General features: G+C 71.8%; 8 protein-coding genes. 6 read left to right on the forward strand and 2 right to left on the reverse strand.

Translation table 11 applies throughout. From position 1 onward, the window contains the following. Positions 1-5 precede the first annotated feature (5 nt). Positions 6-1,361 carry a sensor histidine kinase gene (locus tag A6A25_RS40750; RefSeq protein WP_073899765.1) on the forward strand — a complete coding sequence of 452 codons (1,356 nt, stop codon included), beginning with the start codon at positions 6-8 and terminating at the stop codon, positions 1,359-1,361. 18 nt (positions 1,362-1,379) lie between these two features. Here A6A25_RS40750 and A6A25_RS40755 read toward each other — a convergent pair whose 3' ends face one another. Continuing rightward, the gene (locus A6A25_RS40755) at positions 1,380-2,324 is read right to left on the reverse strand and encodes a TAXI family TRAP transporter solute-binding subunit (protein ID WP_241829184.1); all 945 of its coding nucleotides are present in this window, start codon (positions 2,322-2,324) and stop codon (positions 1,380-1,382) included. A gap of 142 nt (positions 2,325-2,466) precedes the next feature. On the opposite strand from A6A25_RS40755, the gene dctA reads away from it, so the two are divergent. The 5 genes from dctA (at position 2,467) to A6A25_RS40780 (ending at position 11,892) form a co-directional block, all read left to right on the forward strand. Next, entirely contained in the window at positions 2,467-3,837 is a 1,371-nt protein-coding gene (gene dctA, locus A6A25_RS40760; RefSeq protein ID WP_073899766.1) for a C4-dicarboxylate transporter DctA, read from the forward strand. A gap of 365 nt (positions 3,838-4,202) precedes the next feature. Continuing rightward, a complete protein-coding gene (gltB, locus tag A6A25_RS40765; RefSeq protein ID WP_073899768.1) occupies positions 4,203-8,741 on the forward strand; it encodes a glutamate synthase large subunit in 4,539 nt (1,512 codons plus the stop codon). Continuing rightward, on the forward strand, positions 8,734-10,239 hold the full coding sequence (locus A6A25_RS40770) for a glutamate synthase subunit beta (RefSeq protein ID WP_073899770.1): 1,506 nt from the start codon (positions 8,734-8,736) through the stop codon (positions 10,237-10,239). Before gltB ends, A6A25_RS40770 begins: the two co-directional genes overlap by 8 nt. Positions 10,240-10,478: 239 nt before the next feature. Further along, on the forward strand, positions 10,479-11,444 hold the full coding sequence (locus tag A6A25_RS40775; RefSeq protein ID WP_143193728.1) for a trypsin-like serine protease: 966 nt from the start codon (positions 10,479-10,481) through the stop codon (positions 11,442-11,444). A gap of 82 nt (positions 11,445-11,526) precedes the next feature. Beyond that, positions 11,527-11,892 carry a carboxypeptidase-like regulatory domain-containing protein gene (locus A6A25_RS40780; protein ID WP_073899774.1) on the forward strand — a complete coding sequence of 122 codons (366 nt, stop codon included), beginning with the start codon at positions 11,527-11,529 and terminating at the stop codon, positions 11,890-11,892. A 46-nt stretch (positions 11,893-11,938) separates the two neighbouring features. Here the strand turns inward: A6A25_RS40780 and A6A25_RS40785 are convergent, their stop codons facing one another. Next, positions 11,939-13,903: a helicase-associated domain-containing protein gene (locus A6A25_RS40785; protein ID WP_073899776.1), complete on the reverse strand. Its 1,965-nt coding sequence runs from the start codon at positions 13,901-13,903 to the stop codon at positions 11,939-11,941. Positions 13,904-13,992 lie beyond the last annotated feature (89 nt).

The following is a 13,992-nucleotide window of genomic DNA, read 5'->3' on the forward strand; positions in this document are numbered from 1 at the left end:
TCCGCGTGCTGCGCCGCCTGCTGGTCCTCATCGTGCCGCTGCTGGTCGCCCTCGTCGCGGCCCTAGGGGTGCCGCTCGCGTTCGCCGTCGTGCAGCGGGAGAGCCAGGAGACCTACCTCGACCGGTTGGGTGACGCGAGCCGGTTCGCGTCGCTGGCCGAGAACGCCCTGGCGTCGGACCGCCTGACGGCGTTGCGCGAGGAACTGGTCCGCTACGACCGGCTCTACGGCATCTCGGCCGCCCTGGTCGGTACCGACGGCACGGTGCTGGAATCGTCGCGCCGGCCGTTCCCGCTGACCGACCCGAACGTCGAGGTGGGCCTGGAGGCGGCGTTCGGCGGCTACCGAGGCGAGACCGACCAGTCGGTGTGGCCGTGGGAGGAGGTGGACCTCGTCGTGGTCGAACCGGTGGGCCGGGACAGCGAAGTGGTGGCCGCGGTCGTGACGATCTCCCCGACCGACGGCCTGCGGTCCGCGATCCTGCGCCAGTGGGGCGTCCTGGCGCTGATCGGCCTGGTCCCGATGCTCGGCGTGGTGGCGATCGCGTGGCCGATGTCGCGCTGGGTGCTGCGCCCGGTCCGCACCCTGGACGAGGCGACCGCCGCCGTGGCGGGTGGCCGGCTCGACGCCCGCGCGGACGAGTTCGGCGGGCCCCCGGAGCTGCGCAGGCTCGCCGCCAGCTTCAACGCGATGGTCGACGTGGTCGGCCGGGCGCTGCGCCGGCAACGCGCGTTCGTCGCCGACGCCTCCCACCAGCTGCGCAACCCGCTGGCCAGCCTCCGCCTCGCGGTCGACAACCTGGCGCCCCACGTCACCGGCGACGCGGGCCGCGAGGCGCAGCGCATAGCGGTCGACGAGGCCGAGGAGATGGGCCGCGTCCTGGACACCCTGCTGGCCGCCACCCGGCTCGACAGCGCCTCCGCCGCCGAACCGGTCGACGTGGACAACCTGCTCGCCACCCACGTGCCCGGCTGGCGTGCCCTGGCGGGGGACCTGCGCCTCGAAGTCGCCGTGCCACCCGGCCTGCGGGCCTTGGCACCGCCCGGCGGCCTGGGCAGCGTCCTGGACGAGCTCGTCGGCAACGCCATCCGGCTCTCCGGTGGCACGCACGTGAAGGTGTGGGGCAGGACCACTGACGGCCACGTCGAACTCCATGTCACCGACAACGGCACGGGCCTGACGGACGACGAGCGGGCCGAGGCCGTGAGCCGGTTCTGGCGCGCGCCACGTCACCAGAACATCGCGGGCACCGGTCTGGGGCTGGCGATCTGCGCCGAGCTGATCGAGTCGGCCGGCGGTGAGCTCGACCTGTGCCCCGCCGAGCCGCACGGCCTGGACGCCGTCGTCCGCCTCGCCACCTGAGCCGTCCCGATCACCGACCTAGCGCTTGGTGGCGCGGAACCAGCGCTCGGCGCCCTGGTGCAGGGGGGCCTGGCCGGTGGCGATGCCCGTCCGCACGTTGATGCGGCTGGCCTCGGGGTGGCCGGCGGCGATCCTGGCCGACTGGGTGAACACGGTCCGGGTGACGACCTCGACCACGTCCGCGTCGAGCGAGGTCCTGGCCAGCAGCAGGTTCGGCACGGCGAACGTGCGGCACGGGCCCAGGTCGCCGTAGGTCGTGGCCGGGATGGTCGCCGGCACGTACGGGCCCGGGTAGGCCTCGGCCAGGGCTTCCGCCTCGGCGGGCAGGTCCAGCAGGCGCAGGGGGAACGCGCGGAGGGTGTCGGTGATGGCGGGCGTGGGGATGCCGGTCAGCGCCAGGACCGCGTCCAGTTCGCCGGTCACCAGTTGTTCGGCCGCGTCGGCGTGGGCCATGCGGCGCGCGTCGACGTCGATGCCCAGCAAGGACAGCAGGCGGGTAGCGGTGAACTCCGTGCCGGACTCGGACGGGCCGAACGAGACGGTGCGACCGGCCAGGTCCGACAACGTCCGCAGCGGTGAGCCGGCGGGCACGGCGATCTGCATGAAGCTGTCGTAGAGCCGGCCGACGGCGCTGATGCCACCGGGATCCTCGGCGCTGAGCACCGTGCCGTCGACCAGGGGATCCAAACTGGACAGTCCGAGGTGGACCTCGCCCGAGCGCAGCAGGCGGACGTTCTCCACCGACGCGCCGGTGTGGCGCTCCACCACCCGGGTCGACGGCAGCTCGTCGGCCAGCGCCGCTGCCAGCGCGCCGCCGACCTCGCGGAACACGGCACCGTCCGGGCCGGTCGCGAGGACCAGTTCGTCGATCACCGGCAGGCTGCTCGACGTGCACCCGGCGGCACCGGCGGGCACGGCCGCCAAGCCGGCGGCTCGCAGCACCGAACGTCGGGACACCCGCACGAACAGCAGCGTAACCCCGCCGGACGAGGTGAACACCAGCGTTACGTCAGAGGGATCTGAAGTTTCCGGCGTCCTCCTTGTCGCGGTCGCGGGCTGTGCTCAGGATCACCAGTCAACTCCCATCGGTCCCCTTGGAGGAGACGTGGTCAGCGCGCAGACACGTGAGCGCAAACCGATCTACAAGCACCTCTACTTCTGGGTGCTGGTGTCGATCGTGCTGGGCGTGATCGTCGGCTACGCCTTCCCGGCGCAGGCGTCGGGCATGAAGTGGATGGCGGACTTCTTCATCGCGCTGGTGAAGGTGGTCATCGCGCCGACGATCTTCTGCACCGTCGTGGTCGGCATCGCGGGCCTGGGCAACCTGGCCAAGGCGGGCGGCCTGGCGCTGCGGACCATCCTGTACTTCACCGCGATGACGACGGTGGCGCTGGCGATCGGCCTGCTCGTGGTGAACCTGGTGCAGCCGGGCCACCACGGCGCGTCCGTCCCGATCAGCGACGGCGCGGCGGACAAGACACTGGCCGAGGCGGAGACCGCCGAGACGGGCGTCACGGGCTTCATCCTCGGCCTGGTGCCGAAGTCGTTCCTCGGCGCGTTCACCGACGGCCAGCTGATCCAGGTGCTGCTCATCGCGATCCTGGTCGCGGTGGCCGTGGCGGGCATGGGCAAGCGCGGCGAGAAGGTGGTGTCCGCCCTGGACACCACGGCGAAGGTGATGTTCGGCGTCATCAAGATCGTCATGTACGCGGCGCCGATCGGCGCGTTCGGCGGCATCGCCTACACGATCGGCAAGTTCGGCGGCTCGATCCTGGGCAAGCTGGCCTGGCTGATGGGCTCGTTCTACGCGACGTGCCTGCTGTTCATCCTGGTGGTGCTGGGCGGGGTGGCGCTGTACGCGGGGTTCTCGATCTTCAAGTTCCTCCGGTACATCAAGGACGAACTGCTGATCGTGCTCGGCACGTCGTCCTCGGAGACGGTGCTGCCGCGGATGCTGGTGAAGCTGGAGGCGGCGGGCGCCGACAAGTCGGTGGTGGGCCTCACGATCCCGACCGGCTACTCGTTCAACCTGGACGGCACGTGCATCTACCTGACCATGGGCGCGATCTTCATCGCCCAGGCCACGGGTGTCGAGGTGGGTCTGGGCACCCAGGTCGGGCTGCTGCTGTTCATGCTGCTGGCCAGCAAGGGCGCGGCGGGCGTGACGGGCGCGGGCCTGGTCACGCTGGCGGCGTCGCTGAGCGCGTTCGAGGGCAACAGTGCGATCCCGGCGGTCGGCATCGCGCTGATCGTGGGCATCGACCGGTTCATGTCCGAGGCGCGGGCCATCACCAACGTCATCGGCAACGGCGTCGGCACCCTGGTGGTGGCGCGGTGGCAGGGCCAGTTGGACCGCGAGCGGTTGCGCGAAGTGATGGACAACCCGTCTCAGGTGGACGTGGACGCCCTCATGGAACGCCAGCACGGTGACGAAGACGTCACGGACCGTGAACCCGTTGGTGCGGGCACCCGCTGAGACGTCGTGCCCGAGCCCCCGGCGTCGTCGCCCCACCAGGCGACGGCACGGGGGCTCACCTGCGGTTTCGATCACAACCGGGGCCTGCCGGGGCGTGTTGGCCGGCTCTCACCGGCGCGCGTGGCGGGCGGCCCTCCGTTATGCTTACCAACGCGTAAACAAACCGGCCCGGGTATCGCTCGAACGGGCCGAATCGTTACGCGTCGCCGGCCAAGATCACCCGAAGGATGGTGTGGTTCGGTTTCGCGACTGTTAAAGTCGCGTCAACACGCGGGCCATCGTCGTCCCGTGCCCAGCACCCGGATTCCAGGACCTGGACACGAGGACTCGTTCTTTCACCAAGGACGACGAAGGAGGTCTGCGCAGTGATCTTCTCCGCCATCCCGTCCCCGCAGGGGCTCTACGACCCCACCGCGGAACGTGACGCTTGCGGTGTGGCGATGGTCGCCGACATCATGGGCCGGCGCTCGCACGACATCGTCGTCGACGCGCTCACCGCGCTGGCCAACCTGGAACACCGGGGCGCCGCGGGCGCCGAGCCGACCAGCGGCGACGGCGCCGGGATCCTGCTGCAGCTGCCCGACGCGTTCCTGCGCGACGTGCTGGACTTCGAGCTGCCCGAGCCGGGCGCGTACGCGGCGGGCATCGCGTTCCTGCCCGCCGACGAGGAGCCGCGCGCGAAGGCCGTCGAGCTGGCCGAGCGGATCGCCGCCGAGGAGGGCCTGGAGGTCCTGGGCTGGCGCGACGTGCCCACGGCGCCCGACCACGCGGGTGTCGGCCCGACCGCCCGGTCGGTGATGCCGCACTTCGCGATGCTGCTGGTCCGGGGCGAGACCGGCAGGCGTGACGTCGAGCTGGACCGCCTCACGTTCGCCCTGCGCAAGCGGGTCGAGCACGAGAGCGCGGCGGCGGACGTCGGCACGTACTTCCCGTCGCTGTCGTCGCGGACGATCGTCTACAAGGGCATGTTGACCACGGGCCAGCTGCCCGCGTTCTTCCCCGACCTGCGCGACGAGCGGCTGGCCAGCGCGATCGCCCTGGTCCACTCGCGCTTCTCCACCAACACGTTCCCGTCGTGGCCGCTGGCGCACCCGTTCCGGTACGTCGCCCACAACGGTGAGATCAACACGGTCCGCGGCAACCGCAACCGGATGCGGGCCCGGGAGGCGCTGCTCGCGTCCGACCTGATCCCGGGCGACCTGACCAGGCTGTTCCCGATCTGCCACCCGGAGGGCTCGGACTCGGCGAGCTTCGACGAGGTGCTGGAGCTGCTGCACCTGGGCGGCCGGAGCCTGCCGCACGCGGTGCTGATGATGATCCCGGAGGCGTGGGAGAACCACACCTCGATGGACCCGAAGCGCCGCGCGTTCTACGAGTTCCACGCGAGCCTGATGGAGCCGTGGGACGGCCCGGCGTGCGTCACGTTCACCGACGGTTCGCTGGTCGGCGCGGTGCTGGACCGCAACGGCCTGCGCCCGGCCCGCTGGTGGCAGACCGCGGACGGCCGCGTGGTGCTGGCCTCGGAGACCGGTGTGCTGGACGTCCCGGCCGACCAGGTCGTGGCCAAGGGTCGCCTGCAGCCCGGCAGGATGTTCCTGGTCGACACCGTCGAGGGCCGCCTGGTCGAGGACGACGAGGTCAAGGCGAAGCTCGCCGACGAGCTGCCCTACGACGAGTGGCTGCACGCGGGCCTGCTGGAGCTGGCCGACCTGGCCGACCGCGAGCACGTGGTGCAGAGCCACGAGTCGGTGGTGCGCCGCCAGCTCACGTTCGGCTACACCGAGGAAGAGCTGCGGATCCTGCTCGCCCCGATGTCCACCGCGGGCGCCGAGCCGCTGGGCTCGATGGGCACCGACACGCCGGTGGCGGCGCTCTCGCAGCGCTCCCGGCTGCTCTACGACTACTTCGTGCAGAACTTCGCCCAGGTCACGAACCCGCCGCTGGACGCGATCCGCGAGGAGATCGTCACCAGCGTGTCCCGGGTGATGGGCCCGGAGCAGAACCTGCTGGAGCCGGGCCCGGTCAGCTGCCGGCACATCAAGCTGACCTACCCGGTGATCGACAACGACGAGCTGGCCAAGCTCATCCACATCAATGACGACGGCGACCTGCCCGGGTTCGCCTGCACCGTCCTGTCCGGACTGTACGAAGTGGATGGTGGCGGCGCGGCGCTGGCGGCGGCGGTCGAGCGGGTCCGCCGGGAGGCGTCCGAGGCGATCGCGAACGGCGCCCGCACGCTGGTGCTGTCCGACCGCGACTCCGACCACCGGATGGCGCCGATCCCGTCGCTGCTGCTGGTCTCCGCCGTGCACCACCACCTGGTGCGCACCAAGGAGCGGCTGCGCGTGGCGCTGGTCGTGGAGACCGGTGACGCCCGCGAGGTGCACCACATCGCCGCGCTGCTGAGCTACGGCGCCGCCGCGGTGAACCCGTACCTGGCGTTCGAGACGATCGAGGACATGATCGCGCAGGGCGCGATCACCGGTATCGAGCCGCGCAAGGCGATCCGCAACTACGTGACGGCCCTGGTCAAGGGCACGTTGAAGATCATGTCGAAGATGGGCATCTCGACCGTCGGCGCGTACACGGCGGCGCAGGTGTTCGAGGCGGTCGGCCTGTCCTCCGAGCTGCTGGACGAGTACTTCACCGGCACGGTGTCCAAGCTCGGCGGCGCGGGCCTGGACGTGCTGGCGGAGGAGGTGGCGCTGCGGCACCGCCGTGCCCACCCCGACAACCCGACCGACCGGGTGCACCGCCGGCTGGAGGTGGGCGGCGAGTACGCCTACCGCCGCGAGGGCGAGCTGCACCTGTTCACGCCCGAGTCGGTGTTCCTGCTCCAGCACGCCACCAAGACCGGGCGGGAGGACGTCTACCGGCGCTACACCGACGAAGTGGAGCGGCTGGCCCGCCAGGGCGGCCTGCTGCGCGGCCTGTTCGAGTTCCGCACCGAGGGTCGCACGCCGATCCCGATCGACGAGGTCGAGCCGGTGTCCTCGATCGTCAAGCGGTTCAACACCGGCGCCATGTCCTACGGGTCGATCTCGGCTGAGGCGCACGAGACGCTGGCCATCGCGATGAACCGGCTCGGCGGCCGGTCCAACAGCGGCGAGGGCGGCGAGGACCCGGAGCGCCTGTACGACCCGGAGCGGCGCAGCGCGGTCAAGCAGGTCGCGTCCGGCCGGTTCGGCGTCACGTCCGAGTACCTGGTCAACGCCAGCGACATCCAGATCAAGATGGCGCAGGGCGCGAAGCCCGGCGAGGGCGGCCAGCTGCCCGGCTACAAGGTGTACCCGTGGATCGCGCGGACCCGGCACTCGACGCCGGGCGTCGGCCTGATCTCCCCGCCGCCGCACCACGACATCTACTCGATCGAGGACCTGGCGCAGCTGATCCACGACCTGAAGAACGCCAACGAGCAGGCCCGCGTGCACGTGAAGCTGGTCAGCGAGGTCGGCGTCGGCACAGTCGCGGCGGGCGTGGCGAAGGCACACGCGGACGTGGTGCTGATCTCCGGCCACGACGGCGGCACCGGCGCGTCACCGCTGAACTCGCTCAAGCACGCGGGCACGCCGTGGGAGATCGGCCTGGCCGAGACCCAGCAGACGTTGCTGCTCAACGGTTTGCGCGACCGGATCACCGTGCAGGTCGACGGCGCCATGCGCACCGGCCGCGACGTGGTGGTGGCCGCGCTGCTGGGCGCGGAGGAGTTCGGCTTCGCGACCGCGCCGCTGATCGTCGAGGGCTGCATCATGATGCGCGTCTGCCACCTGGACACCTGTCCGGTCGGCATCGCCACGCAGAACCCCGAGCTGCGCAAGCGCTTCACCGGCCAGGCCGACCACGTGGTCAACTTCTTCCACTTCGTGGCGCAGGAAGTCCGGGAACTGCTGGCGTCACTGGGTTTCCGCACCATCGACGAGGCCGTGGGCCACGCCGAGCTGCTCAAGACCGACGAGGCGATCGAGCACTGGAAGGCGGCCGGGCTCGACCTGACGCCGGTGTTCGAGGTGCCCGAGACGCCCTACCGCACGGCCAAGCGCAAGGTCCGCGAGCAGGACCACGGCCTGGCGCAGGCGTTGGACCGCACGCTGCTCCAGCTCGCCGACGCGGCGCTCAACGACGCCCGCCCCGTCCGGCTGGAACTGCCGCTGCGCAACGTCAACCGCACCGTCGGCACGCTGCTCGGTGCGGAGGTCACGCGCCGGTTCGGCGGTGACGGCCTGCCCGACGACACGATCCACGTGACGTTCACCGGCTCGGCCGGCCAGTCGCTGGGCGCGTTCATCCCGCGCGGCATCACGCTGGAGATGATCGGCGACGCCAACGACTACGTCGGCAAGGGCCTGTCCGGCGGCCGGATCGTCGTGCGACCGCACCCGGACGCGCCGTTCGCGGCCGAGCGGCAGGTCATCGCGGGCAACGTGATCGGCTACGGCGCCACGTCCGGCGAGATCTTCCTGCGCGGACGGGTCGGCGAGCGGTTCTGCGTGCGCAACTCGGGCGCGCTGGCCGTGGCCGAGGGCGTGGGCGACCACGCGTTCGAGTACATGACCGGCGGCCGGGCCGTGGTGCTCGGGCCGACCGGCCGCAACCTCGCCGCGGGCATGTCCGGCGGCATCGCGTACGTGCTGGAACTCGACCCGGCCGCGGTCAACACCGCCATGGTCGAGCTCCAGCGGCCCGGCGCCGAAGACCTGCGCTGGCTGCGCGAAGTGGTGGAGAAGCACCACAAGCTCACCGGATCGGCGGTGGCCGCCTCGCTGCTCGGCGACTGGCCCCGGCGTTCCGCGTCGTTCACCAAGGTCATGCCCGGTGACTACCAGCGCGTGCTCGAAGCGATGAGGCTCGCCCGCGCGGAAGGCAGGGACGTCGACCAGGCGATCATGGAGGCCTCCCGTGGCTGACCCGTACGGTTTCCTCAAGCACTCCCGCTCCGAGCCGAAGAAGCGGCCCGCCGCCGAGCGGCTCAGCGACTGGAACGAGGTGTACGCCGACGTCCCCGCCGAGCAGCGGGACGCGGAGGTGCGCACGCAGGCCACGCGGTGCATGGACTGCGGCATCCCGTTCTGCCACTCCGGGTCGGCCGGGTGCCCGCTGGGCAACCTGATCCCCGAGTGGAACGACCTGGTGCGCCGCGGCGACTGGGAGATCGCTTCGGACCGGCTGCACGCGACGAACAACTTCCCCGAGTTCACCGGCCGGCTGTGCCCCGCGCCGTGCGAGGCGGCGTGCGTGCTGTCGATCAGCCACGACGCGGGCGGTCCGGTCGCGATCAAGCGGGTCGAGCAGGCCATCGCCGACGTGTCGTGGGAACAGGGGCTCGTGCCGCCCGTGCAGGCGCACGTGTCGTCGGGCCGCAAGGTCGCGGTCGTCGGTTCCGGCCCGGCGGGGTTGGCGGCGGCGCAGCAGCTCACCAGGGCCGGGCACGAGGTCACCGTGTTCGAGCGCGACGACCGGCTCGGCGGGCTGCTCCGCTACGGCATCCCCGAGTTCAAGATGGAGAAGAAGGTCCTCGACCGGCGGCTCGCGCAGCTGCGCAAGGAGGGCACGAAGTTCGTCACCGGCTGCGAGGTCGGCGTGGACCTCACCGTCGAGGAGCTGCGGGCCCAGTTCGACGCGGTGGTGCTCGCGGTCGGTGCCCTGCGCGGCCGTGACGACACGACCACGCCGGGGCGTTCGCTGCAGGGCATCCACCTGGCGATGGAGCACCTCGTGCCCGCCAACCGGGCGTGCGAGGGCGACGGGCCGGCGGAGATCGACGCGGCGGGCAAGCACGTCGTGATCATCGGCGGCGGTGACACCGGTGCCGACTGCTACGGCACGGCGTCCCGGCAGGGCGCGGCTTCGGTGCTGCAGCTGGACCAGTACCCGATGCCACCGTCCACTCGGGACGACGCGCGCTCGCCGTGGCCGACGTGGCCGTGGATCCTGCGCACCTACCCCGCGCACGAGGAGGCAGGGGAGCGGAAGTTCGCGGTCGCGGTGGAGAAGTTCGTCGGCGACGACGACGGGCACGTGCGCCAGATCCAGTTGCGCAAGGTGCGGGTGGAGAAGGACGCTTCCGGTCGGCGACAGGTCGTGCCGACGTCCGAGGAGGTCGAGGTGCTGCCGGCGGACCTGGTGCTGCTGGCCATCGGCTTCGAGGGCGTCGAGCACATGCCGCTGCTGGACGGGCTGGGCATCCAGCTCACCTCGCGCGGCACGATCTCGTGCGGCTCGGACTGGCAGACCCAGTCGCCCGGCGTGTTCGTCTGCGGTGACGCCCACCGCGGCGCGTCCCTGGTCGTCTGGGCGATCGCGGAGGGCCGCTCGGTGGCCAACGCCGTGGACCGCTACCTGACCGGCTCGTCCGACCTGCCGTCCCCGGTTATCCCCAACATGCTCCCGCTGGCCGTCGTGTAACCCCCGCAGACCGCCGTTAGCTGGATACCCGGCCGCCCCGACAACGACGTCGGGGCGGCCTCTTATTTCACGTCACGTGGCCTGAGCTGGACTTTTGTACCCCCATTGGGGGGTGCGGAATGGGCTGTCGCGGCCATTCGAGGCGGCAAGTGGCGCAAGTTTTACCTATTCCGTACCGAATCATGAATTCGTGCGACTTTACCCGTCGAGGGCTTTTCCTCCGACGAAAGGGTGCACGGGTGAACATCCAGAGATCGTCGAGACGGGTCGGGTTGGCGCTGGCGAGCGCGTTGCTGGCCACGATCGGCCTCGTCTCCACCGCGTCCGCGGGCACGCCGAAGGGCGTCGAGCTCGGCTCCAGCGACACCGAGTCGGTGGTGACGGCGGCCAGGACCAGCGGGCTGCGCGGCGTGTCCGGCTACGAGGGCACGGGCGTGCCGACCGACGTGACCGCGTACGGCGCGCAGCGCGTGCCCGCCGGCCACAAGATCCAGGGCTACTCCTCGCCGACCGGCGACGACTTCGGCGTGCAGTCCATCATCGGCGCCGACAACCGGGTGCGGGTCAACCCGACCACGAGCTTCCCGGCCCGCGCCACCGTGCTCATCACCCGCACCGTCAGCGGCGTCGAGCGGCTGCACTGCACCGGCTGGATGTTCGGCGCGAGCCTCGTGCTGACCGCCGGCCACTGCGTCTACAACCAGAGCACCGGCTGGTACACCGGCCAGCTCAAGTTCTACCCCGGCGCGAACGGGACCAGCTACCCGTACGGCTCCTGCACCGCGGCGACCCTGCGGTCCAACACCGGCTGGACCACCGACGGCAACCCCGACGCCGACTACGGCGGCGCGTCCCTGAACTGCTCCATCGGCAACACCACCGGCTGGTACGGCGCCTACTGGACCACCGCGTCGCTCAACGGCACGTCCACCACGATCCAGGGCTACCCCGGCGACAAGGCCCAGCAGCAGTGGACCCACACCGACCAGGTGCGGGTGAGCGGTTCGCTGCGCCTGTACTACGCCAACGACACCGTCGGCGGCAACAGCGGCAGCTCCGTGCACACCGTGCGGGCGACCGGGTCGTCCGGCTGCTCGGGCCGGTGCTCGTTGGCGTTCCACGCCTACGGCGTCGGGTCCAACGGCTACAACAGCGGGCCGCGCATCACCGAGAGCCGGTTCAACCTGGTCGTCGGCTGGCGCTGACCCGATCCGGTGAGGTTCGTCGGCGTGCGGCAACCGGCAACGCCGTCCGCTCCGTCCCAGCGGTGACCGAGAGGAGCGAACCGTGAGACGCGCACACCTCGCGCTGCTGATCGGCGTGCTGGCGCTCGCGGCGTGCGGCGGGGAGACCCCGTCGTCCGACGCCGACACCCCACCGCCCACCACCGCGCAGGCCACCGTCACCGGTGTGGTGACGGACTCCGCCGGCCTGCCGGTGAGCGACGCGCTCGTGCAGCCGAGGTCGCTGGACACCCCACCGCACCCGGTGCCGGAACTGGCCGTGCTGTCCGACCAGCAGGGCCGCTACACCTGGCACCTGACCCCGGGCCGCTACGAGTTCACCGCGACCAAGGACAACCGCACCGGCCCGCCGGTCGAAGCGGCTGCCGAAGCAGGCCGAACCGACGAACTCGACCTCCGCCTGCCGTGACGCGCGTGGCCCCGACCCGAGGACCCGGGATCGGGGCCACCTGCCGTCACACACCCGTCACGGCGCGGACCGAGCGGATCCGGCTGACCAGGAACTCGCGGTGCTCGCCGCGCGGGGCGCAGTTGGCCTTCAGGTTGCCCGCCGCGTGGTCCACCGGCGTGATCACGTGCTTCACCGTGCTGCGCGGGCCGTTCGCCACGGCGATCTCCACCGACGTGCGGCTCACCAACGCGTCCGCCAGCAGCACGACCTCCGAATCGCGCAACACCAGCGACTGGTCGCGCAGTAACCGCACCGTGCCGATCCGCTGCGACTCCGCCGGCGGCAGCACGAACTTCGACCTCGGCCGCTCCCGCTCCACCAGCGCCGCCGCCAGCTTCGCCAGCTCCTGCTCGGTCAACGGCGCCCGCCACCCGCCGGTCGCCCGCCGGGGCGCGGGCGGCTCGACCCGACGCCGCGGCACCCGCTCCACCACCGCCGTGCCGTCCACCGCCGACGTCGTCGGCGCATAACCCGCCGCCCGCAGCAGCGCCAACGTCTCCGTGGCGGGTTTCGCCGACGCCAGCACCGTCGGCGCCAGCGGCTGCAACGACAGCTGCGCCAACGACCGGTGCCCGGCGATCTCGTTCAGCAGCACCGGGTCCTCCGTCCGCACGCAGCACGCCACCGGCGTCACCGTGATCCGCCCGTGCTGCCGCGCCACCTCCCGCACCAGGTGCGTCAACGTCGGCGGCACACCGTGCTCGGCAACCGACGCCAACCGCGCCAGCAACGCGTCCGGCTCGTGCCCCGCGTCCAACGCCCGCCGCACGCTCGCACCGCTGAACCGCCACCCGCCCGCCGCGCCGTCCGCCGCCAGGTCCAGCACCGCGCTCAGCTCCTGCGACGGCAACCCGGCCACCACGGCGGTCAAGTCCGGCCGCAGGTGCGCGGTCGTCGCCGCGGGCGGCACGAACCGGCCCGCCACCTCCGCCGGCCCGTCCACCTCATCGCCGGCGAGCACCGCGCGGCCCAACGCCGTCGCCGCGCCCAGCGCCACCAGCCCCACCGACTCGGCCTCCACCAACGCCGCCTCGGTCGCCGCACGCCCGTGCACGGCAGGCCGCGTCCACACCAGATCCGCCACCACCTCGTGCCGGTGCTCGAACGCCTCGTCCACACCGAGCCCCACATACCGCTCCAGCAGGCCACGCCTGGTCCGCTCGCCCCCGTCCGACGAGGACGGTTCCGCCGACGCGAGCCGCTGCTTGCCCGGCGTCCACGTCATCCGCGGCCACGCCCGCACCAACGCCGGCAACCGGTCCGCGGGCGACGCCGCACGCCACGGGTCCGCCGCGACCGTCGGCACCAGCCTGCCGTCGTCCACCGCCAGCAGCCGCGCCTCCACGGCCAACCCCACCCACAACCGCGTCCGGCTCTCGTCCGCGCGCAGCAGGCCCGCGAGCCGCCGCAGCTCGCGCAACCCCACGCCACCGCGGCACACCACCAGCTCGACGTCGCACAGGTCGACCAGCCGCGTCACACCGTCCACAGTGGAGGTCGCGGGCGTGATCGCGGCCCGGTCCGCGAAACCCCGGTTCTGCGGTGTGCGGCGCGGTGTGCGCGGCGCGGGCGTGATCCGGCGAGGCGGCTCGTCCTCCAGCAGCCGCAACCCCGGCGAGCCGACCAGTTTTTGTCCTTCCGGCCACACGAGCGCCCTCGCGCGCAGCTGCGCCAACGCCCGCCTCAGCTCGGCCCGCGACGCCTTCCCGTTGCAGCGCAACCGTTCCGCCACCACCTCCACCTCGGCCGCGTCACCCAACCGCACCACGGTGTCCAGCACGTCCCGGCAAGCCTGGTCGAGCCCGTCGACCGCCGCGCGCAGCGACGCCGTCGTGGTCAACTCGCCCGCCAGCGCCCGCAGCGAGTGGGGTCGGCGATCGGCGGCGTCCTTGCGCAGCGCCAAGATGTCCCGGATCTCCCCCGCGTCGAGCTCGCGCAGCCAACCGGCCAGCGCCGTTTTCCTACCCACCCGGCCGATTATGCACAGCACGTGACCGTTCGGTCATGCGTTGCGATAGAGCGAGTGAATGAGCCACGAATGGACGAACGTAAGCTGGG

This window comes from Saccharothrix sp. CB00851 (genome assembly GCF_001905065.1).
In the GTDB taxonomy this organism is placed as follows: Bacteria; Actinomycetota; Actinomycetes; order Mycobacteriales; family Pseudonocardiaceae; genus Actinosynnema.